The 26,053-nt window shown below is 62.0% G+C and carries 23 protein-coding genes and 1 tRNA gene; 17 read left to right on the forward strand and 7 right to left on the reverse strand.

Features of this window, described 5'->3' with window-relative positions; all coding sequences use genetic code 11:
- Nucleotides 1–46: 46 nt before the first annotated feature.
- Both DLM86_RS25600 and DLM86_RS25605 read right to left on the reverse strand, forming a co-directional pair.
- Complete coding sequence (locus DLM86_RS25600; protein WP_110842910.1) at nt 47–1,009, reverse strand: ABC transporter permease; 963 nt, start codon at nt 1,007–1,009, stop codon at nt 47–49.
- 316 nt (nt 1,010–1,325) lie between these two features.
- Entirely contained in the window at nt 1,326–3,635 is a 2,310-nt protein-coding gene (locus DLM86_RS25605) for a helix-turn-helix domain-containing protein (protein ID WP_158289666.1), read from the reverse strand.
- Nucleotides 3,636–3,843: 208 nt separating this feature from the next.
- Between DLM86_RS25605 and DLM86_RS25610 the strand changes: the two genes are divergently transcribed.
- A tRNA-Thr gene (locus DLM86_RS25610) sits at nt 3,844–3,916 on the forward strand.
- Between the two features lie 233 nt (nt 3,917–4,149).
- Nucleotides 4,150–4,533 (forward strand): YhjD family protein, encoded by a 384-nt coding sequence (locus DLM86_RS25615; RefSeq protein WP_146250291.1) that lies wholly within the window; start codon nt 4,150–4,152, stop codon nt 4,531–4,533.
- Between the two features lie 113 nt (nt 4,534–4,646).
- Here the strand turns inward: DLM86_RS25615 and DLM86_RS25620 are convergent, their stop codons facing one another.
- Nucleotides 4,647–5,129 carry a CBO0543 family protein gene (locus DLM86_RS25620; RefSeq protein ID WP_110842913.1) on the reverse strand — a complete coding sequence of 161 codons (483 nt, stop codon included), beginning with the start codon at nt 5,127–5,129 and terminating at the stop codon, nt 4,647–4,649.
- A gap of 207 nt (nt 5,130–5,336) precedes the next feature.
- Between DLM86_RS25620 and DLM86_RS25625 the strand changes: the two genes are divergently transcribed.
- Nucleotides 5,337–5,693 carry a hypothetical protein gene (locus DLM86_RS25625; protein ID WP_110842914.1) on the forward strand — a complete coding sequence of 119 codons (357 nt, stop codon included), beginning with the start codon at nt 5,337–5,339 and terminating at the stop codon, nt 5,691–5,693.
- Nucleotides 5,694–5,771: 78 nt separating this feature from the next.
- Here the strand turns inward: DLM86_RS25625 and DLM86_RS25630 are convergent, their stop codons facing one another.
- Nucleotides 5,772–6,731 carry an SPL family radical SAM protein gene (locus tag DLM86_RS25630; RefSeq protein ID WP_110842915.1) on the reverse strand — a complete coding sequence of 320 codons (960 nt, stop codon included), beginning with the start codon at nt 6,729–6,731 and terminating at the stop codon, nt 5,772–5,774.
- A gap of 237 nt (nt 6,732–6,968) precedes the next feature.
- Between DLM86_RS25630 and DLM86_RS25635 the strand changes: the two genes are divergently transcribed.
- The 9 genes from DLM86_RS25635 (at nt 6,969) to DLM86_RS25675 (ending at nt 16,764) form a co-directional block, all read left to right on the forward strand.
- Nucleotides 6,969–7,262 carry an antibiotic biosynthesis monooxygenase family protein gene (locus DLM86_RS25635; RefSeq protein WP_110842916.1) on the forward strand — a complete coding sequence of 98 codons (294 nt, stop codon included), beginning with the start codon at nt 6,969–6,971 and terminating at the stop codon, nt 7,260–7,262.
- 191 nt (nt 7,263–7,453) lie between these two features.
- Complete coding sequence (locus DLM86_RS25640) at nt 7,454–7,777, forward strand: hypothetical protein (protein WP_110842917.1); 324 nt, start codon at nt 7,454–7,456, stop codon at nt 7,775–7,777.
- Between the two features lie 180 nt (nt 7,778–7,957).
- Nucleotides 7,958–9,256 (forward strand): enolase C-terminal domain-like protein, encoded by a 1,299-nt coding sequence (locus DLM86_RS25645; RefSeq protein ID WP_110842918.1) that lies wholly within the window; start codon nt 7,958–7,960, stop codon nt 9,254–9,256.
- A 477-nt stretch (nt 9,257–9,733) separates the two neighbouring features.
- Nucleotides 9,734–11,062 carry a sugar phosphate nucleotidyltransferase gene (locus tag DLM86_RS25650; RefSeq protein WP_110842919.1) on the forward strand — a complete coding sequence of 443 codons (1,329 nt, stop codon included), beginning with the start codon at nt 9,734–9,736 and terminating at the stop codon, nt 11,060–11,062.
- Between the two features lie 19 nt (nt 11,063–11,081).
- Nucleotides 11,082–11,312: a hypothetical protein gene (locus DLM86_RS25655; RefSeq protein ID WP_110842920.1), complete on the forward strand. Its 231-nt coding sequence runs from the start codon at nt 11,082–11,084 to the stop codon at nt 11,310–11,312.
- Nucleotides 11,313–11,554: 242 nt separating this feature from the next.
- Nucleotides 11,555–13,636, forward strand: coding sequence for a cyclic di-GMP-binding domain-containing protein, MshE-related (locus DLM86_RS25660; protein WP_484216276.1), 2,082 nt, complete (start codon nt 11,555–11,557; stop codon nt 13,634–13,636).
- Nucleotide 13,637: 1 nt separating this feature from the next.
- The gene (locus tag DLM86_RS25665; protein WP_110842921.1) at nt 13,638–15,338 is read left to right on the forward strand and encodes a glycosyltransferase family 39 protein; all 1,701 of its coding nucleotides are present in this window, start codon (nt 13,638–13,640) and stop codon (nt 15,336–15,338) included.
- Between the two features lie 6 nt (nt 15,339–15,344).
- Nucleotides 15,345–16,337: a glycosyltransferase family 2 protein gene (locus tag DLM86_RS25670; RefSeq protein ID WP_110842922.1), complete on the forward strand. Its 993-nt coding sequence runs from the start codon at nt 15,345–15,347 to the stop codon at nt 16,335–16,337.
- The gene (locus DLM86_RS25675) at nt 16,306–16,764 is read left to right on the forward strand and encodes a GtrA family protein (protein ID WP_245954913.1); all 459 of its coding nucleotides are present in this window, start codon (nt 16,306–16,308) and stop codon (nt 16,762–16,764) included. Before DLM86_RS25670 ends, DLM86_RS25675 begins: the two co-directional genes overlap by 32 nt.
- A 124-nt stretch (nt 16,765–16,888) precedes the next feature.
- Here DLM86_RS25675 and DLM86_RS25680 read toward each other — a convergent pair whose 3' ends face one another.
- Both DLM86_RS25680 and DLM86_RS25685 read right to left on the reverse strand, forming a co-directional pair.
- Nucleotides 16,889–18,646, reverse strand: a complete 1,758-nt coding sequence (locus DLM86_RS25680) for an ABC transporter transmembrane domain-containing protein (protein ID WP_110842923.1) — start codon at nt 18,644–18,646, stop codon at nt 16,889–16,891.
- On the reverse strand, nt 18,643–20,397 hold the full coding sequence (locus DLM86_RS25685) for an ABC transporter ATP-binding protein (RefSeq protein ID WP_110842924.1): 1,755 nt from the start codon (nt 20,395–20,397) through the stop codon (nt 18,643–18,645). Before DLM86_RS25685 ends, DLM86_RS25680 begins: the two co-directional genes overlap by 4 nt.
- Before the next feature lie 217 nt (nt 20,398–20,614).
- Here DLM86_RS25685 and DLM86_RS25690 point away from each other — a divergent pair, with 217 nt between their 5' ends.
- The 5 genes from DLM86_RS25690 (at nt 20,615) to DLM86_RS25710 (ending at nt 25,767) form a co-directional block, all read left to right on the forward strand.
- Nucleotides 20,615–20,971, forward strand: a complete 357-nt coding sequence (locus DLM86_RS25690) for an ArsR/SmtB family transcription factor (protein WP_110842925.1) — start codon at nt 20,615–20,617, stop codon at nt 20,969–20,971.
- A gap of 144 nt (nt 20,972–21,115) precedes the next feature.
- Nucleotides 21,116–23,551: a bifunctional diguanylate cyclase/phosphodiesterase gene (locus DLM86_RS25695; RefSeq protein ID WP_211326587.1), complete on the forward strand. Its 2,436-nt coding sequence runs from the start codon at nt 21,116–21,118 to the stop codon at nt 23,549–23,551.
- Between the two features lie 81 nt (nt 23,552–23,632).
- On the forward strand, nt 23,633–24,304 hold the full coding sequence (locus DLM86_RS25700) for a GNAT family N-acetyltransferase (RefSeq protein ID WP_110842927.1): 672 nt from the start codon (nt 23,633–23,635) through the stop codon (nt 24,302–24,304).
- A gap of 13 nt (nt 24,305–24,317) precedes the next feature.
- The gene (locus DLM86_RS25705) at nt 24,318–25,493 is read left to right on the forward strand and encodes an acyltransferase domain-containing protein (RefSeq protein ID WP_110842928.1); all 1,176 of its coding nucleotides are present in this window, start codon (nt 24,318–24,320) and stop codon (nt 25,491–25,493) included.
- A gap of 88 nt (nt 25,494–25,581) precedes the next feature.
- Nucleotides 25,582–25,767: a hypothetical protein gene (locus DLM86_RS25710; protein WP_110842929.1), complete on the forward strand. Its 186-nt coding sequence runs from the start codon at nt 25,582–25,584 to the stop codon at nt 25,765–25,767.
- A 102-nt stretch (nt 25,768–25,869) separates the two neighbouring features.
- On the opposite strand, the gene DLM86_RS33240 is transcribed toward DLM86_RS25710, so the two are convergent.
- Nucleotides 25,870–26,043 carry an IS3 family transposase gene (locus DLM86_RS33240; RefSeq protein WP_110842930.1) on the reverse strand — a complete coding sequence of 58 codons (174 nt, stop codon included), beginning with the start codon at nt 26,041–26,043 and terminating at the stop codon, nt 25,870–25,872.
- Nucleotides 26,044–26,053 lie beyond the last annotated feature (10 nt).

Genomic DNA, 26,053 nt, shown 5'->3' on the forward strand with positions numbered 1-26,053 from the left:
CGTAATCGGAATGAGCTGCAACGGATTGCTTCACTTTTTGGGGCGCCTAGTAGATGCCCTCCTCGCCGAACCGCTTGGCGAGCCGGTTCGCGGCGACGACAAGGACGAGCCCGACGACCGACTTGAACAACCCGACGGCGGTGGCGAAGCTGAAGTCGGATTGCAAAATCCCCTTGTAGTACACGTACGTATCCAGCACGTTGCCGACCTCCTGGACGTACGGATTCAGCATGAGGAAAATTTGCTCGAACCCGTTGTCGAGCACCGTTCCGAGCCGCAGGATCAGCAAAATGACGATCGTGCCGCGGATGCCGGGCAGCGTAATATGCCAGATGCGCCGCCACCGGCTCGCGCCGTCGACGATCGCCGCCTCGTACAGCTCCGGGTTCACCCCGGCGAGCGCCGCCAGGAAGACGATCGTGCCCCAGCCGGCCTCCTTCCATATAATCTCGAGCACGATCAGCGGCTTGAACAAATACGGCTGCTGCAGGAACAGCACCGGCTCCATCCCGAGCACATTCACGAGAAAGCTGTTGACGACGCCGTCGCTGCGCAGAAACAGCGTGACGAGGCCGATGACGACGACCCACGACAGGAAGTGGGGCAAGTAGACGAGCGATTGGACGAACCGTTTGAACCATTCCTGGCGCACCTCGTTCAGCATGAGCGCCAGCGCGATCGGGACGGGAAACGCGAAGGCGATTTGCAGAAACGACAGCGTGATCGTGTTGATCAGCACCTGCACCACCTCGGGATTGTCGAAGATGCGCCGAAAGTGGGCGAAACCGACCCAGTCGCTGTGCAAAAAACCTTGGAACGGGCTGTACTCTTGAAACGCGATGACGGAGCCGAGCAGCGGGACGTACTTGTATAGAAGGAAGTAGATCGTGCCCGGCAGAACGAACACATACATCATCCGGCTGCGCCACAGCTTTTTGCTCGTCCGGGCCCAAGCGCCCGCCGACGGTCCGGGCGACGATGGCGATGCCGGTTTTGCAACCGTTCTCATTTGTGAAACCCCCCTTTCCAGGCCGTATCCCCGGTTCGTGATACCCGGTATGGCGTTATCATAGGCAATGGCGGGCCGCCCCGTAAACGATCCATTTTTTCGCCGCCTCGTGCAATTCAGGATACGCTTCGGCAAAACGGGAAACATGTCCGACGGTGCAGGAAAGGCGGCGTCCGACGGACAAAAAAAGCCTTCCGCCCGGATGCGGTGCTCACGGACGGAAGGCGGCGAGAACGCGAGAAAGGGCAAAGGCTTTTTTGAATTCGGGGGTCGCTCGGGAGCTGCGGCCGCAGCTCCGGTATCGCCTCCCGGGGCGTCAAGCGCCGCCGCCCTGCTGATGGCGGACCGATTCCCGGTATTGGCCGGGAGACATCCCGGTCGTTTGCTTGAACGCGCGCGAGAAATTTTGCGTCGTCGTATATTGGAGCCGGTCGGCGATATGCTTGATCGGCATGTCGGAATGGACGAGCCATTCCTTTGCGCGCGACATCCGCATCTCGATGACGTAATCCATGAAGTTGACGTTCATCTCGTCCTTGAACATCCGGCTCAGCTGCGAGGGGGACAAACCGAACCGGGAGGCCGCCTCCTGAAGCGACAGCTCACCCTCCGCGCCGCTGCGGACGTATTCGGCGACCTGCCGCACGATTCTCGTCTGGTTCGGCACCGTCAGCCGCTCGTAATGGGTGCGGAACGCCGGGAAGAACTGGTGCCGGAACCAGTCGTTCAGCTGGTCGAGCGACTCCGCCTCGTTCACGCGGGCATAGACGTCGTACGGAAACATCGCTTGCAGCTCGAAGCCGAGCTGCTCGAGCAAATGATCGATTTCCCCGATCAAGTTCGTGAATATGCCGGTTACCGGCTTGAAGCCGATCAGCAGCCGGGGAATGTCCAGGACCATCTGCCCGAACTCGTCGTACGCCGATTCCATGTCGCCTTCCGCGATCCGCTTCACGATGGCACGCTGCCGCTTGATCAGGCTGCGCGCCGACTGCTTCACCGTCTCCATCGATTCGACAGCCCGATGGCTGATCGTCAAGTCGTGTCCGAGCAGCAGGCGCAGCTTGAGCAGATCGACCGCCTCGCCGTAGCTTTCGTGGACGCGGCGCGGCAGGGGGCGGGCTCGGCTGACGCCGGCGGACAGCGTGAAGCGGAAGAGCTCCTTCGCCTTGAGCCGAATCCGGCCGCACAAGTCTTCGACTGCGACGGTTGCCGTCTCGTCCGGTTCGTCCGCATCCATGCCGACGATGAGCGCCACCTGCCCGGGGGACGGGGCCACCGCTACGGAACGGAACAGAGGGGCGGCCATCTCGGCGACGAGCTTCGTCAAGGCGTACATCATAAGCGCGCGGTCTTTGCCCCTGTAGCTCGTCCGGAACTCCATAAAAGCGTCCACCTCGAACACGCAGACGACGAACGAGCGTCCCTCCAGCGGCAGCGCATAATGCTTCGTCATCGCCGCGAAATCGGCATCGGTCAGCTCGCCGTTCAGCAGCTTGACGATCGTACCGTCCCGCAGCTGCGGCAGCTGCTCGCGCAGCTCGCTGTCGAGCCGCCGGTTTGCGTCCATGACCTGCTGCATGAAGGCGCCGATTTGCTGCAGTCCGTCCTGAGACGGCTTCGCCCGCTGGGGGAGCTTCTGCAGCAGCGAGCGGATCGGGTTGTACAGCCGGTTCGAGGCGAACAGCGCGATCAGCCCCCAGACGAGCGCGAGACAGCCCGCCATCAGCCACGTCACCTGCTTGATCAGGCTCGATTTGGCGGTCAGCTCGCCTTGCGGCGCGATGATGACATACGTCCAGTCGTTGTACCCCGACCGGTGAACCGACACGTGGTACCGGTCGTCGCCATAAGGCACCGTATCGGTCGGCTTGGACGGAGCGGTCTGCGACAGCCGCTTCGCGAACGGCAGCGGGAGCGTCGTGCCGATTTCCTGCGGCTCGCGGCTCAGCACGATGCGACCGTCGCGGTTGACGGCCACCAGCTGGCTGTCGTCCGTCATGCGTACCGATTGCAGCAGCTCGTAAAAACGCGCCGGCTCCACCTCGAGGAAGAGGACGCCGTCCACCGTGGAGGAGCTGCCGATCGGGCGGACGATCAGAAATTCGCGCTGGTTCGGGTACGAATTGGACGGAACGAACCAGGAGCCGGTAAACTTCGGTTCATATTGGCGGAGCGCGTCATAATATGGGAAATCCGTTTTGGCGAGCAGGCCGTACTTGTTCGAATACACCGTGTCGTACCGGTTGTACACGACATAGGCGTTAAACGGGACGTCCGACAACGAGCGGTACTTGCGAAGCGTCTCGACCATGTCGAGCGTCGTCTCGAGCGCCTCGCGGTCGTCCATCGAGATGCCGAGCCGGACCGACCGCTCGATCGTCAAGTCGCCCGCGATCTGGATCGACAAATAATCGAGGCGCTTCAGCAGCGAGTCGACCTGCAGCTCGATTTGGCGCAGCGTCGCCTCGTGCTTCGCATTCGCTTCGCCCTGGATGCTGGTCGAGGCGACGAACGAAGCGGCGGTGCCGAGCAGCAGCACGGGAAGCACGCTCAGCAGAAGCGACGACACCAATAGCTTTTTGTGAAAAGGGAGATCGCGGAACAAGCGGATCCGCCCGGCCATGTCGATCACCGTCCTTGACGTGAAGTTCCGAATAACGACGTCCATGCATTGTAAACGCTTTATTTTTATCATAGCCGATATTGCCGGCCGTTCCAACGTCTCTTTGTTGTCCATAATAGGGGGGGATTCAAAAAAAATGAATTTCGGGTGTTGACATTCGTCGAAAAATGAGTAATATAGTAAAAGTGTGATTCACACAAAACGCTTCGCTGATGTAGCTCAGCTGGTAGAGCAACGCATTCGTAATGCGTAGGTCGGGGGTTCGAATCCCTTCATCAGCATCTTACCAACCGGTACTAACGCGCCTTCTCGATGTCGAGGGGGTGCGTTTTTTATTTCGTCCACCGCACCTTCACGGCGAGAACACAGGCGGACGTCCGGTCCACCGTTTCCCTTCCCGTCGGGCTCCCGGTTTTTCGCGCGCGGCAATCGACGGGCACGCCATATTGAATAAACGGCTCGCCTCCGCATATAATAGGAACATACGTTCGATATGGTGGAGGTGATCGTTCGCATGTCGAACCCAACCCGACCTTCCGGCGCATCGGCCGAGGAGCTGCAGCTGCTCCGCAACGCCGCCCTGCTGCCTGTCGTTCTTTCCGTATTCGAGGCCGACTTGGCCGTTGCCCGCGACGAGGGAACGTTCCCGATCCCGGGGCCTTATATCGCGCTGATCCGGCGCGCCGTCCGTCGACTGGCCGGAGACATCGCCCGGACCGAGCGGCTCCTGCGCCAGTGCGGGATCGAAATATGGGGCGAGGGTCGAAGCCATCGCGAAATCGCGCTGCAGTACGACTGCCGCGGGGACAGAGGGAGGTACGCGCTAACGCGGGGAATGTTCGCCGGAGAGCTGGAGCTGTTGATGGATTATTATCTGGGGTTGTTCGACGGACGCTGACGATAGGATGCCCGCGACTTGTCGCAGACGGGTATACGTCCGGTCGGCCGCCTTTCGATCCGACAAGAGGGAAGGCCGGTTTTCCATGAACCGGTCTTTTTCGGCATAATGCATCAAGCGAAGCCGAACACCTTCATATAAAAATACGTTATCCCGACGGAGAGAACGTAGGCGACGACAGGCAGCCGGTGATGCAGTCGCAGCATCGGGAACATGACCAGATAAAATTGGACCGACCATCCGAACGACCATCCATGCTGGTACGTAATAAAACCGGCTTCGTGCTGGATCCATTCGATCAAGGAAAAAGCGATTGCGAAGCCGAGTATATATACAAGCCGATGACGAGGCGGGTACTTGGACAAAAACAAAAAAGCGATCGCCGGAGTCACGACGAATATGTACAGGGCGTCGGTAACGTTATGCCCGAGAAACGGGGACACGAATACCCATAGCTTCTTCGAGCCGGTAATGAAATTGTACGTCAAGTTGCACAGCGCTATATACAGCATCGTCGGGTGATAGCTTTTCCAATTCCGCCAATCCCCCAAAACGATGACGCACGATAGGAGAACAATCGTAATGAACAGATTCATACCTTCACTCTTCCGCGGCGTTAATAAGCTCCGTACTAGGATAACCATAACGTTTCCGGCTCATCCTTCGTCCGTGCGGTTGGCCAAGCCGCTTCCCGCCTTTCGTCGAAGCGAACCGGAAGTCCCGTCCTGCCGACATAAACCGTACGGCTCCGCATACAATGTACTACGCTTGGAACATCCAGGCGATCCGATGGAGGGATCAATATGGGAGACGGCGAAAACGAAATCGTGTTGTCCGAAGAGCAGGAGATCGTAGAGACGGCGGTAGAAGCTTCGGAAGAGGAAGCCGAAGAGTCGGGCGGCGAGGAAGCGGCGGACGATGCCGACGAGCAAGCCGCCGACGATGAAGCGGACGATGACGAAGCGGCCGACGATGCGGAAGACGAGGATGAAGACGAAGCGGAAGACGACGCGGACGAAGACGACGCAGAAGAAGAAATGGAAGACGAAGCAGGGGAAGATGGTGAAGAGGACGACGCAGATGCCGATGCGGAATCGCCGGACGATTCGTCCGAGCCGGAGGCGGAGGACGAACTGCCGGAGGGCGATCGAACCGATTGACGGCCGTTCCCCGATCCCGAACTCCATAAACGATCAAGCCGCCGGCCGTGAAGCCGGCGGCTTTTGTATGCGCAGGGTTCAGAACAAAAACAGTTGCTCCGCAACCGGCCGTTCGCCGGTGTCCTCTCCGCCGAACGCATCCTGCCGGGCGTCGGCTGCGGATCGGAGCGGTTCTGCGGCCGGCAAGCCGTATCGGTCGAGCAACGCGCGAATCGTATGCTTCACCGGGGCGCGGTACGCTTCCGGGGCGTAGGTGGAGCCTCGGTACATGGAGGCGTACGTCTCGGTCAAATGCGGGTGCTTCTCGCGCAGCACACGGAAAAACCACAGCTTCACTTCCGGTTTGTTCAGCCGCAAAAACGAGGACATGACGAAGTCCGGCCGGCATTCGGCCAACGCTTCGACAAGCGCCTGCAAATCGTCCTCGCCGTCGCTCAGCAAAGGCAAAATCGGGGCGACGAACACCCCGACGGCGATCCCTTCCTCGCGAAGCCGTGCGACCGTCTCCAGCCTTTGGCGAGGGGAGGGGGTGGACGGCTCGAAATCGCGCCATATATCGGACCGGAGCGTGCCGATGCTCATATTGACGGTCAAGCCGGGGAGGCGGCGGAGCAGGTCCAGGTCGCGCAAAATAAGCGGAGATCTCGTCGTAATGGAGACGGGCACCGGAAATTCGGCCAACACCTCCAGACAACGGCGAGTCAGCATCGCGCTTCCTTCGACCTGCTGATACGGATCGGTCGCCGTGCCGATGGCGATTCGTCCGGCTCCCTTCAAGCCCTTGCGGGAGCGGGCCATCTTCGCGAGCTGTTCGCGAAGCGCCTCGGCGGCGTTCGTTTTCATAAAGATGCGGTTTTGAAACGTATCGTCGGCTTCGACGCCGAGGAAGGCGTGCGTAGCCCGGGCGTAGCAAAAGGCGCAGCCGTGCTGGCAGCCCCGATACGGGTTGATCGACCATTCAAACGGCATGGACTGCGTTTTGACCGCGTTAAGCACCGTTTTGACCGGCATGTTCTCGTAACGGATGTTGCGTTTCATGCGGGAACGTCCTCCGTTGATCGTATGACATAGGAACGCATGTTCCTATTATACCTCGGATAACCGGTAACGCAACCGTTCCGCCCCGATTGCCGTAAAGTACCAGCGTTTTCAGGTCGTTTTCCGGACGATCGCGAAGCGGAGCGCCAAGAAAACCGTTGTCGCTTGCGGCGTCGTAGCTTATAATGTCCCGAAACGGGCCGTTTGACGGCCCCGCAAAGAGGAGGCAACCTGAACATGATATTGGAAGCGGCCATGCTGCAAGTGAAGCCGGGAGAAGCCGAGCGGTTCGAGGCGGCTTTCTCCGAAGCGTCGTCGATCATTTCGTCGATGCCGGGATACGTCTCCCACGAGCTGCAAGCGTGCTTGGAGGTCGAGCGGAAATATTTGCTTCTCGTTCGTTGGGAGTCGCTGGAGGACCATACGGTCGGATTCCGCGGATCGGCGCAGTACCTCGAGTGGAAAAGGCTGCTCCACCATTTCTACGATCCGTTTCCGACGGTCGAGCATTTTCGCCCGGTTTATCCGTAAGCGCCAATGGAACACCGGTAAGCCCCCGTCATCCGCGAGCCGCGTCCGCCCGGCCGAACGGCCAGAAGCCCGCCCCGACCTGCGGAGGGGCCTTCGCATCGGCTTAGGTCCGATTTTCCGCGCCGGCTTCGATGGTACAATAAAGCCATAACGAAGCGGGCTGCGCCATCGCGGCCGGGAGGAGAACGAACATGAGCTTATCGCGATCGATGAAATGGGTGACGGGCGGGCTGGAAGCCTTTCTCGGCATTCCGATATTGGGAGGAGCCTTCGTCATCTTCAGCGGGTACACCGCTTTGTGGGTGATGCTGGCGCTTCATATCGTCACGCTTCTGATCTGCCACAAGGAACGGACGGGAACGCTCGGCAGCGTCGTCGGCATCGTCACGTCCTGCCTCGCATGGATTCCGGTGCTCGGCATGATTCTGCACATGGTGTCCGCCGTCGTCCTGCTGCTCGGCGCCTTGGCCCAGCAGGACAACCGTTATGCCGGCCCATACCGACGGGTTCGTTAAACGGAGCCCTGCGGACGAACCTCGTCTGGCGTACCGCCGAACTTAACGTTTCGGCGGTTTTTTGCATTTCTTGAACCGGTTCAGGTGTCCGCCCCAAGAGCAAATGGTGTACAATGGTAATCTAAACAAAACACGTCCGGCGAACCTTATCGCCGGAAGGAAACGGAGTGGGGACTGGTCATGATCCGGATCGAACAAGCCCGGTGGGCGGTTGAACGGGAGCCGTTGGCGACGCCGTTCGGCTTCAAAGGAGGATATTTGAGCGAGCTGTGGCAGACGGCCGTCCGTCTGCAGGGCGAATCGGGTCGCTCCGCGGTCGGGCTCGGCATCCAGAGCGTACTGTGGTCCGATCCGCGCGTTTTTTTCGCGACGGACGAGACGGCGGGGAACGAGATCATGCTCGGGATGACGAAATATGCATGCCGTCAAGCCGAAGGCAGCTCGTACGAAGAACCGCCGGAGCTGCTGGAGAGGCTGGTGCGGCCGGTGCTCGACTACGGTCGGGAACGGGCCGGCCGAGCGGATTTGCGGGAGACGTTCGCGCTGAACGCGCTCGTGCCGCTCGACCACGCCGCCTGGCTGCTGTACGCGCAGGAGAAGGGGACCGGCGATTTCGACGCGATGGTGCCGGAACGGTTCCGGCATGCGCTGGATTACCGTCATCGCGTCTTGGCCTGCACGCCGGTCGTAACGTATAATCACGGCGAGAAGGACGTTCTCGCCATGCTCGACGAAGGGTATTTCGTCCTGAAGCTGAAGCTCGGCTCCGATCCGGACAAAGACGGCGATCCGGACAAAATGCTCGAGTGGGACAAGCGGCAGCTCGAGCTCGTCCATCGGCTCGCCTCGGAGCGGACGACGCCGCATACGGAGAGCGGCAAGGTCGTCTACTATCTGGATGCGAACGGACGGTACGACACGGTCGACCGGGTGCTGCGCCTGCTGGACCATGCCGACAGGATCGGGGCGCTGGAGCGGACGATTTTGCTCGAGGAGCCGTTTCCGGAGGAGAACAAGACGTCCGTCGAGAGCATCCCGGTACGCGTTGCCGCCGACGAGAGCGTCCATGGCGAGCGGGACGCGTACGAGCGGATGGATCTCGGCTACGGCGCGATTACGCTGAAGCCGATCGCCAAGACGATGAGCGTCACGCTGAAGGTCGCCCGGGCGGCCCGGGAACGGGGGGTTCCTTGCTTCTGCGCCGATTTGACGGTGAATCCGTGGATGGTCGACTGGAACAAAAACGTCGCCGCCCGGCTCGCTCCGATCCCCGGCTTGAAGGTGGGGCTGATCGAGTCGAACGGGCCGCAAAACTATGCGAATTGGGACGTCATGAGCGGCCGGCATCCGTACGCCGGCGCGCCATGGACCCGCGCCGACAACGGCGTGTTCCGGCTGGAGGACGATTTTTACGCCGAAAGCGGAGGATCGTTCGGACGGAGCGCGCATTACGACGGATTGCCGTTCTCGCGCGACTAGTCGTTTTTATCCCCCAACATCATCGTCAACCGAATATCGACAAATCGAAAGCTCCGGCCCCGCGGCCGGAGCTTTCTGGCGTTTCGTCAGGCCTGCTCCAAAAGTCCGTAAACCGGGCGCAGGAACGGATTTCGCTTTTATACAGATCGTACGGATGCCTGGACTGTAAACAAAATTTCTCACTATATTCGACATAAAATCTGCGGTATCATTGTCGAAATAGGAGTTTATTTATCGAATTATGTAGAAACGATCGCAAGCATCGTCTTAACGAAATTTAATGGAAATTTCATTGGGGCGGCGCATATTCCCAGGAATTGTTATGATATGATGATAGAAAGAGTTTGAAATTAGTCCCAAATAACTAGTAAATAGGATCGTTTTCGAGCGATATGCCGATTTTGTAGACGCGTGGGTATGAAGAACTAATTCGACAAGGAATCCGCATGGAATCGCCGGGGAAGAAGGGGATCCGCGATGAAAATCATATTGCTTTCCGGAGGATCCGGCATGCGGTTGTGGCCGATGACCGGCGGCGACCGTCCGAAGCAGCTGCTTCGGCTGCTGCGCGACGAGAAGGGTCGCCCCGTCTCGATGCTGCAGCACGTCTGGGAGCGGCTGCGGCGCCGGGGACTCGAACGGTCGGCCGTTATCGCGACGTCCGCCGCACAGCGGGAGACGATTCGGGAGCAGCTGGGCGAGTCGGTCGATCTGGTGCTGGAGCCGGTGAAACGCGATACGTATCCCGCCGTCTTGCTGGCGGTCGCTTACTTGCATGCGTACCGCGGACTGACGCGGGACGAACCGGTTCTGGTCATGCCGGTCGACAGCTTGGCGGACGAGTCGTTCTACGACGAGGTATTCCGGCTGCCCGAGACGCTGGACGACGCCGGAGCCCGCTTGGCGCTTATCGGCATCAAGCCGCGCGAGCCGGCGGAGAAATACGGTTATATCGTACCCGAAGAGGGGGATGCTCCTTCGTCCGGATACGTCCGGGTCGGCCGGTTCCGCGAGAAGCCGCATCGTGACGAGGCGGAACGGCTGATGGAGGCCGGAGCGCTGTGGAATGGCGGCGTCTTTTGCTTCCGCGGCGGTTATTTGCTCGACCGGCTGGAGCGGACGGGCGGTACGCTGACGTACGAGGAGACGCTGGCCGAATTTCCGGATATGGAACAACGGAGCTTCGACCATGCGGTCGTGGAGTGCGAGCGAAGCATCGCGGCGCGCGTATACGAAGGCTCGTGGAGCGACCTCGGCACCTGGTGCTCGTTGGTCGAGTCGATGCCCGTCTCCGTATCCGGGAGGGCTGTCGCGTCCGACGATTGCGTCAATACGCATATCGTGAACGAAACGAATATCCCGGTCGTCGCGATCGGACTGGCCGATACGATCATTGCCGTCGGGCCGGAGGGCGTCCTGGTGTCGCGCAAGCAGGCAAGCATGCGGCTGAAGGACGCACTGAGCCGGCTGGCGAAGCTCGGTCCGACGCCCCCCGCCCCCGGAGCGGAGTCGGCGACCGATCCGCCCGTGAAGACGCTCGACCGCGACATGCCGGGCGACGGCATCACGGTCACGACGCGGAAACTCCGGCTGGAACGGGGCGAGAGTCGGAGCCACGGCACCGTCGGTCCAACGGCGGCGGTCGCGTGGACGATCGTGCGCGGCTCCGGCCGGTTGGAGAAGGAGGGCGTCTCCGCCGCGGTAAGCGGTCCGGGTTTTACCGTGACGCTCGGACCGGGCGAGACGGGCGTCCTGACGGCGGAAGAGACGCTTGACATCATCGAAGTGTCGACCGTTTTCGATTGACAAGGAGGGAAGACGGCGTATGGGCGACATGACGCTTTTCGGTTACAATCCCCGCAAAGTAAAAGCATATATGGATCGTCTGGAGGAAGAGGCGGACCTTCTCGAGCGCCGGCAGCGGGAGATGTCGGACGCGTTTTCCGCCGCGCAAGCGGAGCTGCTGCGGCAAATCGGGGAGGCCGAGCGGCAGCTGGCCGAAATCGAATCGATGGAAGCGGGCTTGAAGAAGTGGATACGAAGAAACCGGGGTTAGGCATCGCCTTTCTCGGGCTCCGCAGGAAGAAAACCGCCGGGGAAATCGCCGAAATCGAAGCGTGGCTTCACGACTTCGAGGAGCGGATCGAGCGCGAAAGGCGCGAGCAGGACAAACGGCTGCTCGAGCTGGAGCGCAAGCTGCAATGGCTCCGGACGGAGTGCGCCAACAAAAGCAAGCTCGTCGACGAGCTGCTCGAGCAAAAGCTGAGCATCATGGAGCGGGAAGGCTTCGCTCCCGCCATGGCCGACGAGCCGGCCGGCGGCAAAAAGCTCCGTCTCGGCGACCGGCTTATCGACGAAGGTTTCATTACCCCCGAACAGCTGAGCGAAGCGATGGATCGGCAAAAGCGCGTCGGCGGACGGCTCGGCGATCTGCTCGTCGAGATGGGGTATGTGACGAAGGAGCAAATCGAGCGCGTATCCGGGCCGGCCGTACCCAAAGGCCGACTCGGCGAGCTGCTCGTCGAGTCGGGGGCGATTACGAAGGAGCAGCTGGACGAGGCGCTCGAATTTCAGCGGCGCAGCGGCGGCATGCTCGGCGACATTCTCATGTCGCTGCGCTTCATCGAGCCGGAGAAGCTGTATCGTCTCGTGGCGACGCAAAACAATTTGGGCCGGATCGGCTCCGAGTTCGCGTTCGACAATTTGACGAAGCTGCCCGAGCAGACGGCCCGCCGGTACAATGCGGTCGTCGTCCATCAGGATTTGAACCGCTTCCTGTTGGCCGTAGGCTCGCCGCTCCAGGAGGAGGAGCTGCTCGAGCTGGAGCGGACGCTCGGCCTGCCGGTCGAGCAGGTGCTGGCGACCCGGGAGGAGCTCGAATTTTTTTGGAAAGAGATGTACGCGTCGGAGCTGCTCGTCGAGAGCACGCGGAAGCTGGTCGAGGAGCAGCCGCAAAACTCGGCGCACGTCACGTTTACGAAGCCGCAACTGGCGTTCGCCGGCGTGTCGGCGTTTCTGCTGCTCGTCTGTCTGGGCATCGACTGGCTGCAAACGCTGATCGTCCTCAATATCGGGGTGCAGCTGTTTTATTTCACGATGACGCTGTTCAAGTTCCTGATTATTTTGTACGGCACGCGGGACTCCGCGCAAATCCGGTTCACGCCCGAGGAGATCGACCGTATCGACGAACGGACGCTGCCCGTCTACACGATCCTCGTGCCGATGTACAAGGAAAGCGAAGTGATCCCGCAGCTGCTGCGCAATTTGGAACGTCTCGATTATCCGAAGGCGAAGCTCGACGTCCGGCTCTTGATCGAGGAGGACGACGTCGAGGCGCAGCAGATGCTGAAGGAGATGAAGCTGCCGCCTTATTACACGACGATCGTCGTCCCGCACAGCCTGCCGAAGACGAAGCCGAAGGCGTGCAATTACGGGCTCATCCGGGCGCGGGGCGAATACGTCGTCATCTATGACGCCGAAGACCGTCCGGACCCCGACCAGCTGAAGAAGGTGCATGCCGCCTTCCGGAAGAGCCCGGACCACTGCGTCTGCGTCCAGGCGAAGCTGAACTATTTCAACAGCGGGCAAAACCTGCTTACCCGGTGGTTTACGCAGGAATACAGCATGTGGTTCGAGCTGCTGCTGCCGGGCGTCATGCAGCTGGACGTGCCGATTCCGCTCGGCGGGACGTCGAACCATTTCAAGATGTCGGTGCTGAAAGAAGTCAACGCCTGGGACCCGTACAACGTGACCGAGGACGCCGACCTCGGCATCCGGCTCTACAAATCCGGCTACACGACGGCGATCGTCGATTCCCGCACCTGGGAGGAGGCGAACAGCCGGACCGGCAACTGGATTCGTCAACGGTCCCGATGGATCAAGGGCTATATGCAAACGTGGCTCGTGCATATGCGCAACCCGTTCCGGCTCTGGAAGGAGCTCGGTCCGAAAGGGTTTCTCGGCTTCCAGGTCATGGTGCTCGCAACCCCGATGCTGCCGCTGCTGAACCCGATCTATTGGCTTATGCTCGTGCTCTGGTACGGCTGGCGGCTCGAGGTCATACCGCAATTTTTTCCGGGCCCGATTTATTACTTCTCGGCGATGGAATTTTTGTTCGGCAATTTCGTGTTTATCTTCACCAACATCGCCGGCGTGTATTGGGTCATCCGCGAGCTCGAGGTGAAGCGGAGGTACGAGTTTTCGTACGGCATGGTCAAGTACGCGCTGCTGACGCCGATCTATTGGGCGCTCATGAGCGTCGCCGCGTTCAAGGCGGTATGGCAGCTCGTCACGAAGCCGTTTTATTGGGAGAAAACGACGCACGGGCTCGCCGCCGAGACGCAATCGGCGGAGTCGAGAACGGTCGGGGGAGGGATGTAGCATGGCGCAGCCGGAAATCGCAAGCGCGCCGCCGATACCGGCGGCCCTCGGCGCGGCCGGCGCCGGCCGCCCGTTGCGTCCCGAGGAGGCCGTCCGCCGACGGCGGCCGCTCCTGATCGGCTTGTTCGCGTTCGTGCTGCTGGCCGAATTCGCGCTCGGGTTTTATTACGCCTACGTCATCGGGTATATGCACTCCGACGCGATGAGCCGGGTCGCCAACGCCTTCTACGTGCTCTACAGCCGCGACCCGCATCTGGCGGCGATCGGCTTCGTCTGGAATCCGCTCCCCAGCCTGGTCGACATGCTGTTCCTGCTGCTCTACCCGATCGTGCCCGCCATGGCGTCGGCGGGGCTGGCCGGCATTATCATGAGCTCGCTGTTCGCCGCCGGCACGACCGTCCTGCTCGCGGCCGCGGGCATCCGGTACCGGCTGGGTACGGCGACGAGCGTGGCGCTCGCGCTGCTGTACAGCTTGAATCCGTTCGTCTTCCTGTTCGGATCGAACGGATTGAGCGATGCGCCGTTCAATTTTTTCATCATTTGGTCGGTGCTGTCGTTCATCCGCTGGTTCCACGAGGAGAAGCCGTTCGGGCTCGTCGCGGCCAGCTTTACGCTGGCGCTCGCGTTCTGGACGCGGTACGAGGCGGTGCCGTTCGGCGTGGCGCTGTTCGGGGGAACGCTGATCGCGACGCTCCTCATTCACCGGCGTGCGAAGGCGAAGCCGCTCGAGCAGCGCCGATGGGGCTACCAGTCGGTAAGGGCGGAAGGGACGCTCATCCTGCTGCTCGCGCCGGCCGTCTATTCGGGGCTGCTGTGGGTATGGTGGAATTACCTCATCATGGGCAATCCGCTGTACTTCCTGAACTCGGAATACTCCAACGTAGCGCAGGCGGCGCCGCTCATGGGGGACACCACGTTCAAGAGCATGGTCGGCAATCCGTGGCTTTCCTTGATCAAGGTGGCCCGGAAGACGGCGTACTATGCGATTCCGCTCGGCGTCATCGTCTTGCTCCGGCTGCTGTCCCGCCGGCTGCTCCAATGGGATTTCGCCATTCTGTGCCTCATGTTCGTCTCGATCCCGGCGATGCAGTACGTCATGCTGATGAAAGGAACGACGTTCGCCTGGTTCCGCTACTTCATGTACGTCTTCCCGATTACGGTCGCTTGGCTTCCTTACGAGCTGAGCCAGGCGAGGGGGCGGATCACCGCCCGCGCGCTCGTCTTCGCGGGGCTGCTCGGCAGTGCGGCTCTCTTGACGTACGCGATGACGAATCCGAAAATCGCGCCGGACGAAAATACGTTTCTGACGCTCGGCACGTATTACGACAGCCAAAAGCTCGACCGGTCGATCGCCGATTATTTTGACCGGGAAATGCCGGACGCGACGATCATGATGGATTCCTCGTCGGCGTTCACGATCATCGTCAATTCGAAGAAGCCGCAGCGGTACGTCATTACGAGCGACCGGATATTCCGCCAAGCGTTGACGGAGCCGATCGCGCACGGCGTCGACTACATTCTCATTCCGAAGCCGATGCCGGAATCCTCGCTCAGCACGATCAACACCACCTACCCGAACCTGTACGAGAAGGGAGCGGTTTGGTGCGAATTTTACAAAGATTTCGGCGGCGGGAAATGGAGAATGTACAAGGTGACCGGCTTCGCCCGGCCCGACCTGCAGCGGCAAACCGGAAAGGAGTGAGCGATTATGCCGGATGGAATCGCGAATGTGGAGCTGTCCGTCGTCATCCCCGCCTATAACGAAGAAGCGCAGCTGTCCCGGACGCTGCAGACGGTCGCCTATTACGCGCAGGAAGCGAGTCCGCGGTACGAGATCATCGTCGTCGACGACGGATCGTCCGACGGGACGTGGGACGTGCTGCTGCAGTGCGCCGGGCGTCTGCCGCGCCTGAAGGCGCTGCGGCTGAGCCGCAACTTCGGCAAAGAGACGGCGCTGTGCGCCGGTCTCGAGAGCGCCCGCGGCGCCGCCGTCATCGTCATGGACGCCGACCTGCAGCATCCGCCGGAGCTCATTCCGGAGCTGGTGCGCGTATGGCGGACCGACGCGAAGGCGGATATCGTCGAGGGCGTGAAGCGGATGCGCGGCGACGAACCGTGGACGAAGCGCATCGGCGCCCGGCTGTTCTACGGGACGCTGACGCGGCTGACCGGCCACCGGTTCGAAGGGGCGACCGACTTCAAGCTGCTGGACCGCAAGGTAATCGACGCCTGGCGCAGGCTGCCGGAGCGCACGACGTTTTTCCGCGGCATGGTCGTCTGGCTCGGCTTCCGCACCGTCAGCGTCGAATTCGACGTGCCGCCCCGTTCGGGCGGGCAGACGCGCTGGAGCTTTCTCGGGCTGGCGAAGCTCGCCCTGAACGCGATTATCGCGTACTCCGCTGTGCCGCTGCGCATCGTCGGCGCGGTCGGGCTGCTGTTTCTGTTCGGGGCGTTCGTGCTGGGCGCGCAGACGCTGTACCGGAAGCTGGCCGGCGATGCCGTAACCGGCTTTACGACCGTGATTTTGCTGCTGCTCGTCATCGGCAGCGCGGTCATGATCTCGCTCGGCACGATCGGCGAATACATCGCGGCGATCTACAACGAAGTGAAGGGGCGGCCGCGGTATTTGATCCGCGAGCAAATCAGCTGCGAAACGGAGGGGAACGAGGTTGCGGCTTTTGTCGGCCGGGCTGCAAAGTAGGCTGTTGAAATACGGGCTCGTCGGACTGCTCGGGACGTTCGTTCATTTCGTCGCGCTGATCGCGCTCGTCGAGGGGGCGGGCGTGCGGCCGACGTATGCTTCGGCCGCCGGCTTCGTCTTGACGGTGATCGTCCAGTACGGCCTGAACCGAAGGTGGACGTTCCGGTCGAATGCGCGCCGGTCTCCCGAGTTTTTGCGTTACGCCGCCGTATCGGTGTCCGGGCTTCTGCTGAACGGCGGGATCATGTATGCTTGCGTGGACGTGCTCGGCGCGCACTATATCGTCGGTCAGCTGCTCGTCACCGTCGTTATCCCGCTGTCGAACTACGCGCTGAACCGGGTGTGGACGTTTCGCGAGCCGACGGAAGGCGGGCGGGCCGCGGTCGCGGCAAACGCCCCGCACGAGCGCGGGGCGGCGGGACGGTAACGGGCCGCGAGGCGGGCATAACAAAACGACCGCCCGGATCGCGGTCGTTTTGTTATGGGAACAGGCCGACCGGGCTTTCTCCGGCTGGTCTTTTTTTATTGCAGGCTAACGCGAAGCGCCGCTCTCACTCCAGCTCGCGGTTCCACAGCCGGCGCATTTCCTCGCTCCGCTCCAGCAGCTCCTCGAGCGTTCCTTCCGCTTCGAGCCGCCCGTCCTTCAGGACGAGGATGCGGTCCGCATGAGCGAGCGCCGCCTTCCGGTGCGAGACGACGAGGCAGGTGGCGGCGCGGCGCTCGAACAGCCGCTCCCACAGCCGGCGCTCGGTCTCGACGTCGAGCGCGCTCGACAGGTCGTCGAAGACGAGCAGCTCGGCTTCGCGCACGAACATGCGGGCGGCGGCGGTGCGCTGGGCTTGGCCGCCGGACAGCTTCACGCCTCGCGGGCCGATGACGGTGTCGAGCCCGGCCGGAAGCCCGGCGATATCCGTCTCGAGCACGGCGGCGCGGATGGCCGCGTCGAGCTTCGCCGGATCGTCGGCCGCGCCGAGCAGGATGTTGCGCTTCAGCGTGTCGCTGTACAGCCGCGGCACCTGCGACGTGTACGCGCTGCGCGGCGGCACGAAGAAGCGGGCCGGGTCGCCGACCGATCGACCGTTCCAACGGATGTCGCCGCCGTCCTTCGGCAATAGCCCGAGCAGCGTCCGCACGAGCGTCGTCTTGCCGGAGCCGATCCGGCCCGTGACGACGGTGAACGAGTGGCGGGGCAGCCGCAGGTCGATCCCCTCGATGCCGCGGCCCGTCTCGGGGTACCGGTATGTCAGGGCCGTCGCTTCCAGCAGGTGCAGCTCGTCCTCCGCCGTCTTCGCGGGAATGACCGGCTCGGGCAGCGGTCCGCGCAGACGAAGCGGATGCGGCTCGACGAGACGGTCCGGCGGGGCGTCCTGCAGCAAGCTTTCCATGCGCTGCTTGGCCACCTCGGTCTGCTTGAAGTACGTCAAAAATTTGCCGAAGTTTTGGATAAACTGCGTGACGAACGTCAAGTAATAGACGAACAGCGCGAAGTCGCCCACGGTGAAGCTGCCGCTCCGCATCGCTTGAGCCCCGAGCAGCAATATAAGCCCGGTGCCGAGATTGACGGCGTTGGAGAAGACGGAGTCGAGCGTCTGGTTGAGCAATTTGTCCTTCAGCACCGCGCTGCGGCGTTGGTCGCCGAGCGCCTTGAACCGGTCGATGACGCGGCTTTCCGCGCCGGCGACCTGGATCGCCTGGACGGCGCCGAACATTTCGCTGATCGCCTCCGTCACCTGCCCGGTCGCTTCGCGGCTGGCCGCCCGAACCTTTTGCAGCAGCGAGGTCGACAGCTGGGCCGCCGTCACGACGAGCACGAGCGGCACGAAGACGAGCAGCGTCAGCTGCATATCGATGCGCACGAGGATGAAAAACGAGACGACGGCGAACACGGTCATGCCGAACGCGTCGACGGACCAGCTGATCGCCTCCTCCGTCTGCTCGACGTCGTCGCGGAAGTTGCTGATCGCCTCGCCCGGCGATACCGGAATCGCCTTCGCTCCCGGCTCGTTCAATATATGATGCAGCATGTTGCGCCGCAGCAGGCCGCCGATGCGCATCCGGAAGTTGACGTCGGTGATGAAGCCGGCGACGATCAAGCCGGAGCGGGCGGCGGCGGTGCCGAGCAGCAGCGCGATAATCGCCCATAAGCCGAGCTTCGCGGCCGCCGAGTCGGACAAGGCGTCGAAGAACGCTTTCGTCAGCAGGCCGGGTGCGATCGGGGCCAAATAAATGAGTGTCCACATCGCCGCATTGGCCGTATACAGAAGCGGCCGGTACTTGACAAGCCGCCACAGCAGTTGAAACGTCGTCATGCGAGCACCTCCTCCATGCCCGCCTCGAGCATGCGGCTGAAGCGGGAATCCGGGTCGGCGGCGAGCGCCTCCCGGTCGCCGAACTCGGCGATCCGTCCGCCGTCCAGAATGAGAATGCGGTCGGCGCGCTGCACGGTGGCGAGACGGTGGGCGATGATGATGCACGTCCGCTCGCGCAGCAGCTTCGTGACGGCCGCCTCGAGCCGCTGCTCGGTGGCGGGATCGAGCCGGGACGACGCCTCGTCCAGCAGGACGAGACCCGGATCGGACAAGAAGACGCGGGCGAACGCCAGCAGCTGCGCTTCGCCGGCCGACAGTCCGCCGCCGCCCGATTCGAGCGTCGTATTCAAGCCGTGCGGGAGCGAGCGGAGCCAGTCGTCCAGACCGAGCTCGCTCAGCACCTCGGCGATCCGTTCGTCGGGAATCGATTCGTCGTAAAACGTCAAATTGTCGCGCACCGTTCCTTGGAAAATTTCAATGTTTTGCGTCACGAGGCCGACGCGTCCGCGCAGCTCCGACAGCTTGGCGTCGCGAATCGGCACGCCGCCGAGACGAATTTCGCCTTCCTGCGGATCATAGAAGCGGAGCAGCAGCCGGGCGAGCGTAGTCTTGCCGCTGCCGGTCCTTCCGAGCAGGCCGAGCGTCCGGCCGTGCTCCAGCTCGAAGTCGATCCCGTCGAGCGTCGCCTTGCCTTCCTCGTACGAGAACGAGACGCCGTCGAACACGACCGAGAGCGGGCCTCGTGGAAGCGGCGTGCCGGCCCCGTCGCGGATCGCCGGCTCCGTATCGAGCAGCTGGCGGATGCGGACGATGCTGGCGTCGGCCTTTTGCAAATCTTCCATTTGCGTACGGATCTTCTCGATCGGCTTCGCCATCAGCTCGGTATAATAAAAGATCATATAGACGGTGCCGATCGAGATCGCCCCCTTCTTCCACAAGTAGGCGCACAGGGCGAAGGCGATCGCGTTGCCGATCGCGAACACGACGAGCGTCGCGATCCACATGGACGCCCAGCCGAGAAAGGCGCGGGTGCGGATCGGCAGCCAGACGCGGAGCAGCGAATGAAATTTGTGCATGACGAAGCCGGTCGCGCCGTTCGCCCGCGTATCTTCGGTCCCTTCCAGATGCTCGCCGAGAAAGCCGTAGAAATCGGCGCTCATTTGCCGAAGCTTGCCCCAATAAGGGATGGCGTACTTGCGGATATACTGGATGGCGTACACGGCGAATACGACGAATACCGTCATGCCGGCGCCGACGATCCAGCCTTCGCGGAACAGCAGCGCGAGGATGCCGACGACGAGGAGCAGGTTGCTGAGCAGCGTAATGACGAAGTTGGAGAAAAAGTTGGCCAGCGCGTTGATGTCGCCGTCCACCCGCTCGATGATCGAGCCGGTCGTATGCGATTTGTGAAACGACATGTCGAGCCGCAGGCAGTGCTCGGCCACGTCGCCGCGCAGCTTGTTCGTGGCGATCCAGCCGACGTTTTCGCCGATGTATGCGGCGACGACGGCGACGACCTGCTGCAGCAGCGAGACGCCGATGAACAAGGCGGCGGCGATCCATAAGGCGCGGTCCGAGTCCGCCCCCTGCGCCGAATCGATGAAGTAGCGGATCAGCTGCGGATTGACGAGCTGCATGACGAGACCGGCGGCAAGCAGGACGCCGAGCCAGACGATCGAAGACCGCTGCGAGCGCAAGTACCGCCGCAGCAGTCCGACGTATTGGCGCAGCGGAATTTTGAAGGCGGGCATGAAGACGCTGTTCTCCTTTCCATTCCGGGCGTTGTCCGGCTAGCGGAGCCGTGTTCATATACTGTAGAAGATTGCGGGAGGGGAGTCAACCGGTTTTTCGCGCCGGCCGTACGGACGGTCCCGGGGGCCGGCGGCATGGCGGCCGACCGTTCCGCGGAGCGGCCTTTGCGGGGAGGTTCCGTGGAATATGGGGGCGCATCGTAGTATAATGACAACCATGAGAACTTTATTTCACCCTCAAATGAAGGATGTTCAGCTGTCGACCGTTTTCTATGCGCTCAGCGACCCCGTCAGGCTCGGTATCGTCGCCCGCCTCGGCCGGGAGAACGAGCTGAGCTGCGGCGGCTTCGGGGGCGATTCGCCCAAATCGACGATGTCGCATCATTTCAAGGTGCTGCGGGAGTCCGGCGTCATCCGGACGCGAATCGAAGGGACGCAGCGGTTCATCTCGCTCCGCCACGAGGAGCTGGAGAAGCGGTTCCCCGGACTGCTCCGGGCGGTGCTGGCGAATGCCGAGCCTTCGGACCCGTGCATGGACCTGAGCCCGTCTTCGCCTTCGCCGCCTCAGCCGTAAGCCGACTTCCCGACAGGGAAATCGGCTTTTTTCGTTTCGTTCCCCTTGTCTCGATCGTGTCGAAAAATGCAAAAATATGGTGAATTGTGGCGAAAAAGATGATATGATAAAGCCACAACTTTAGCAACTATCGGAGATATGCCTATGGAGCTGCAAGGACAATACCACCTCGGATTGGTCATCCTGTCCTACTTTGTCGCGGTTCTCGCTTCCTATACGGCGCTCGATCTGGCGGGGCGCGTCACCGCCGCGAACGGATCGGCGAGGAAGCTGTGGCTGGTTTGCGGCGCGATCGCGATGGGCTCGGGCATTTGGTCGATGCATTTCATCGGCATGCTGGCGTTCCATCTGTCGATTCCGGCCCGGTACGAATACGGGATCGTCCTTCTCTCCTACGTCATCGCGGTGCTATCCTCGGGAATCGCCCTGTACGTCGTCAGCCGCGAGTCGCTTCGGCTGCATTCGCTGCTGGGCGGCGGCCTGCTGATGGGGGCCGGCATTACCGCGATGCATTACGTCGGCATGGCGGCGATGCGGCTCGACGCCGACTTGACGTACGATCCTCTGCTCTGGGGCGTGTCGGCCTTCATCGCCGTCGGCGCGTCGATGGCCGCTTTGGCGCTCGCCTTTTACTTCCGCAGCGCGCGCAGCCGCCTCTACCTGTACGGCAAGCTGGGCAGCGGCTTCATTATGGGGGCCGCGATCGCCGGCATGCATTATACGGGAATGTACGCCGCCCGCTTCCGCACGGACGCCGAGCTCGGCGTCCACGCCGGACACGCGACGAACGCGAACGGCCTCGCCTACGTGGTGGCGCTCGCCGCCCTCATCGTCCTCGGCTTCGTCCTGCTCGCCGCCGTGTTCGACAAAAGACTCGCCTCCCAGTCGGCCCGGCTGACGGAGAGCGAGCAGCAGTTCCAGTCGCTCTTCGACAACAATTCCGACGCCGTCTTCTCGATGGACGCCTATGGCAACCTGATCGGGGTGAACCCGGCGGTCGAAGCGATTACGGGATACCCGCCCTCGCATTTCAAAGGCCGGACGTTGACGGACATCGCTGCGGACAATCGGGAGAAGGCGCTGTACCATTTCTACCGGATGCTGGAGGGCCGTTCGGAAAAGTACGAGCTGACGATCGTGCGCCGGGACGGACAGACGGTCGAGCTCTCCTTGCACCTCGTGCCGATCTCCATTCAGGGACGCGTCGTCGGCGCCTACTGTCTCGCCCGGGACATGACGGAGAGCAAGCGGGCGGAGCGCCGGATGCACCATCTCGCTTACCATGACGAACTGACGGGCTTGCCGAACCGGAGAAGCTTTATGGACGCCGTCGACGAGCGCCTGGCGGCCGGGATCGACGGAAGCGGGCAGTTCGCGCTGTTCTCGGTCAATCTCGACCGGTTCAAATCGTTCTCTCACATGGTCGGCCATACGGTGGGGGACAAGCTGCTCCGGTCGTTCGCGGAACGGTTTCGCGAGTCGGCGGGCCGGTCGGGCGACGGCGCGATACCGGCGCGCATGGGCGGCGACGAATTCGCTTGCCTCGTTTTCCTGCATACGGAGGAAGAGGCGGCCCGAGTCGCCGCGGAGCTGATCCGGCTCGATCGGCCGTTCGTCATTGACGGACGCGAGTACCATCTGGCCGCGAGCGTCGGCTACGCGCTGTATCCCCTTCACGGCGCCGACGGCGAGTCGCTTTTGAAAAAAGCGCAGACGGCGCTCGACCATGCCAAGAAGCGGGGCGGCAGCCAGACTCGGGTGTACGACGCCACGATGGAGGATGCGCTTGAGCGCAAGCTCGAAATCGAGGAAGGGCTGCGCAAGGCGATCGAACGCGGCGAGCTGCTCGTCTACTACCAGCCGCAAGTCGAGCTCAAGTCCGGCGCGCTTATCGGGGCGGAGGCGCTGGTCCGGTGGAAGCATCCGGACAAAGGGCTCGTCCCGCCGGGGCAGTTCATCCCGGTCGCCGAGGAGACCGGCCTGATCAAGCCGATCGGCGAATGGGTGCTGCGGGAGGCGTGCCGGCAGGCGAAGGCTTGGCAGGACGCCGGCCACCCGCCGATCACCGTGTCGGTCAATTTGTCGAACCGGCAATTCGAGGAGCAGCATTTGGCGCAAACGGTAGGCGACGTCTTGGCGGAATGCGGATTGGATCCAAGCTATTTGGAGCTCGAAATTACCGAGAGCATGGCGATGGACGTCATGCGCACGCTCCCGGCGCTCGAGAATTTGAAGGGGCTCGGCATCCAGATCAGCATCGACGATTTCGGCACCGGCTACAGCTCGCTCAGTTATTTGAAACGATTCCCGATCGACAAGATCAAGATCGACAGGTCGTTCGTGCAGGATATCGCCCATCCGAGCGAGAGCGATACGGCGATCGTGTCCGCCATCGTCGCCGTCGCGCACCACCTGAAGCTGAAGGTGATCGCCGAAGGCGTCGAGACGGCGGAGCAGCTCGAGTTTTTGCGCCAGCAGCGGTGCGATTTGCTGCAGGGCTACTATTACAGTCCGCCCGTTCCCGCGGATCGGTTCGAGCAGTTGATCCGCGATTTCCCCGGCCGCTCTACGCCTGCGTAGGGCGGTTTTGCTTTACCCCGCTTTCTGCTACAATGGGACGTATCGCGGCACGAGCCGCTTAACGGAAAGGTGGCGTTCTCTTTGGAATTCATCCGTATTACCGGTATCGACGATCCGTATTTTCGCCAAATGCACGAGCTGATGGGACGCATTTTCCCGCCGGAGGAGGTGCTCGCGTTCGACCTGTGGGCCGAGCCGCTCCGCGACGAGGGGCTTCGCGTCTGTGTCGCCGTTCACGAGGGGGAGGTGGTCGGAGCGACCGAATACCGGTACTACCCGGACATGGGCGTCGCGATGACGGATTTTACGATCATCGGGCGGGAAGGGCTCGGCATCGGCCGGTTTTTGGCACAGGAGCGGCAAGCCGATTTGTTCCAATGGGTGAAGCGGACGGGCGGCGCGTTGACCGGCATGTTCGCGGAAATTTACAACCCGTATCTCGTGGAGGAACACGCCTTCGGCGGCATCAAGCCGATGGACCCGTTCGTCCGCCGCGAGGTGCTGTCGCATCTCGGCTACCGGCGTCTCGACTTCCCGTATGTGCACCCTTCGTGGGAATTGAACGGGGAAGCGGTAACCGGGCTCGACTTGTGCTTCCTTCCTTACGACGAAACGATCGGGGAGCTTCCGGCCTCGCTCGTCGCCAAGTTTTTGACGACGTATTACGCGATCCAGGAGCGGAAGCCGGAGGCTTGGTACGGCATGATCCGCGATCTGGAGAACAGGGATACGATTCCGCTGCGGCCGATTTGACGGAGGGACGCGCATGTTCAATCGGTTGAAGGAACGGGCGAAAGGACCGGACGGCGCGGTCGATTTTTTGCGGGACGACTATGTCGCGGAGGCCGGCGCCGCGATCGGGCTGCCGGAGGAGATCGTCGGGGCGATGCGTGCCGGGGCGGCCGCGATTCGCGATGACGGCGCGTCGGCCGAGACGGCCCGTACGTTGTACCGGGAGCTGTTCGTCGATGCGCTTCCGCCGGGGCCGGTCAACGAACGGCTGTTGGCGTCCGGGCCGTACGCCGGGATGATGGCGGCGCTCGTCTATTTGGGCGCGCTGCCGCCGCTGATCGAACGGTACGAATCGAGGCGCATTCCCGAGCGGGTGCTCGTCATGACGATGGAGGACATGACGATCTGGATGCGCCGCCACCGGGAGCTGCACGGGGAATGGGGGCTCAGCCAGCTCGGCTGGCTGATCAAGCATTGGACCGGCTCGCTGTTCCGGCTCGGCCGGCTGCAGTTTACGTTCATGGCGTACGACAAGCCGTTCCGGGCGTTCCGCAGCCGGTCGACCGGACAAGTCGCGGTGCTGTGCGAGGCGGGCGTCCGTTACCGGGCGGACGGGCAAGTCGACGGGACGAACGGCACGTACGACCCGAACGGCGGCTGGGTATCGTCGTACGCGTTCGACGGGGCGGTTCATACGGGCAGCCCGGTGTCGCCGGCCGGAGCGGCGGTCCGTACGCCGATCGCGCTCGACGGGGCCGAATGGGAGCCGGCGCTGGAAAGGGGAGACGTCGTGCTGGACGTCCACATTCCCGAAGGCGGCAAAATGTCCCGCGACCTGTGCCGCGAGTCGTACGGGCAAGCGATCGCATTCGCCGCGGAGCATTTCCCCGAGAAGCCGTTCCGCGCGTTCGTCTGCGCGTCGTGGCTGCTCGCGCCGCAGTTTCCGGGTCTGCTTCCGCCGGACTCGAACATCGTGCGGTTCCAGAGCGATTATTTCATCACGCCCATCCTGTCCGACGAGGAGCAGACGCTCGAGCGGGTATACGGCTTCGGCACGAAGCTCGCCGATCTGCCTCGCGTCCCCCGCGACAGCTCGCTGCAGCGCATCGTGTACGATCATTTGACGGCGGGTGGCGCGATTCACGGCGCGGCCGGATTGCTGCTGCGGGACGATTGGGAGCGGGGAACGGCGCGCGCGCCGATCGGCTGAAGCGTCCGGGCGTTTCGGGGGCTTTACATAACGGCGGGACGTTCGGCGCATCCTATGGGAAGATTTCGCCCATAAGGAGGCTTCATCCATGTCGAACAAGTACAACAACAACAAGCACGACGCTTCGCCGAAGGACAACCAGACGCCGGCGACGAACGAGCACGGCGAGCTGCGCAGCGGACGGCTCAGCATGATCAAAAACCATAACCCGACCAAAGAAGCGCCGGAGAACGAATATTTGGATTCGATGACGAACGATCGCGGCGATCATTGATCGCATCGATCGGACGAATACGGGAACCGAAAAGAAGCGGAAAGACCGCCCGCCGGTCTGAACTGCACCCCGTCAAGTAGACAGTACAAATAAGTAAAAGAATTAGACGGCTTTAGTCCTATATTCCTTAGGACTGAGGCCGTTTAATTTTGCCTGTATTCGCTTGTTCGTGTAAAAGTAAATATAGGCGTCAATGGCTTTCTCCAGTTCCTCGAACGTATGGTATGAGTTCAGATGATACATCTCGCACTTCAAGGTCCCCCAGAAGGCTTCCATAGGTCCGTTG

The organism is Paenibacillus flagellatus (genome assembly GCF_003217775.1).
Taxonomy (GTDB): Bacteria; Bacillota; Bacilli; order Paenibacillales; family NBRC-103111; genus Paenibacillus_AB; species Paenibacillus_AB flagellatus.

Excerpts from the sequence above, each read along its gene's own strand:
- DLM86_RS25655 (WP_110842920.1), top strand. The coding sequence starts at position 11,082 with ATGGGCGACATGACGCTTTTCGGTTACAATCCCCGCAAAGTAAAAGCA.
- DLM86_RS25620 (WP_110842913.1), bottom strand. The coding sequence starts at position 5,129 with ATGAATCTGTTCATTACGATTGTTCTCCTATCGTGCGTCATCGTTTTG.
- DLM86_RS25635 (WP_110842916.1), top strand. The coding sequence starts at position 6,969 with ATGATATTGGAAGCGGCCATGCTGCAAGTGAAGCCGGGAGAAGCCGAG.
- DLM86_RS25630 (WP_110842915.1), bottom strand. The coding sequence starts at position 6,731 with ATGAAACGCAACATCCGTTACGAGAACATGCCGGTCAAAACGGTGCTT.
- DLM86_RS25645 (WP_110842918.1), top strand. The coding sequence starts at position 7,958 with ATGATCCGGATCGAACAAGCCCGGTGGGCGGTTGAACGGGAGCCGTTG.
- DLM86_RS25600 (WP_110842910.1), bottom strand. The coding sequence starts at position 1,009 with ATGAGAACGGTTGCAAAACCGGCATCGCCATCGTCGCCCGGACCGTCG.
- DLM86_RS25680 (WP_110842923.1), bottom strand. The coding sequence starts at position 18,646 with ATGACGACGTTTCAACTGCTGTGGCGGCTTGTCAAGTACCGGCCGCTT.
- DLM86_RS25690 (WP_110842925.1), top strand. The coding sequence starts at position 20,615 with ATGAGAACTTTATTTCACCCTCAAATGAAGGATGTTCAGCTGTCGACC.
- DLM86_RS33240 (WP_110842930.1), bottom strand. The coding sequence starts at position 26,043 with ATGGAAGCCTTCTGGGGGACCTTGAAGTGCGAGATGTATCATCTGAAC.
- DLM86_RS25710 (WP_110842929.1), top strand. The coding sequence starts at position 25,582 with ATGTCGAACAAGTACAACAACAACAAGCACGACGCTTCGCCGAAGGAC.
- DLM86_RS25705 (WP_110842928.1), top strand. The coding sequence starts at position 24,318 with ATGTTCAATCGGTTGAAGGAACGGGCGAAAGGACCGGACGGCGCGGTC.
- DLM86_RS25625 (WP_110842914.1), top strand. The coding sequence starts at position 5,337 with ATGGGAGACGGCGAAAACGAAATCGTGTTGTCCGAAGAGCAGGAGATC.
- DLM86_RS25615 (WP_146250291.1), top strand. The coding sequence starts at position 4,150 with ATGTCGAACCCAACCCGACCTTCCGGCGCATCGGCCGAGGAGCTGCAG.
- DLM86_RS25695 (WP_211326587.1), top strand. The coding sequence starts at position 21,116 with ATGGAGCTGCAAGGACAATACCACCTCGGATTGGTCATCCTGTCCTAC.
- DLM86_RS25660 (WP_484216276.1), top strand. The coding sequence starts at position 11,555 with ATGGCCGACGAGCCGGCCGGCGGCAAAAAGCTCCGTCTCGGCGACCGG.
- DLM86_RS25650 (WP_110842919.1), top strand. The coding sequence starts at position 9,734 with ATGAAAATCATATTGCTTTCCGGAGGATCCGGCATGCGGTTGTGGCCG.
- DLM86_RS25685 (WP_110842924.1), bottom strand. The coding sequence starts at position 20,397 with ATGCCCGCCTTCAAAATTCCGCTGCGCCAATACGTCGGACTGCTGCGG.
- DLM86_RS25670 (WP_110842922.1), top strand. The coding sequence starts at position 15,345 with ATGCCGGATGGAATCGCGAATGTGGAGCTGTCCGTCGTCATCCCCGCC.
- DLM86_RS25640 (WP_110842917.1), top strand. The coding sequence starts at position 7,454 with ATGAGCTTATCGCGATCGATGAAATGGGTGACGGGCGGGCTGGAAGCC.
- DLM86_RS25665 (WP_110842921.1), top strand. The coding sequence starts at position 13,638 with ATGGCGCAGCCGGAAATCGCAAGCGCGCCGCCGATACCGGCGGCCCTC.
- DLM86_RS25605 (WP_158289666.1), bottom strand. The coding sequence starts at position 3,635 with ATGGCCGGGCGGATCCGCTTGTTCCGCGATCTCCCTTTTCACAAAAAG.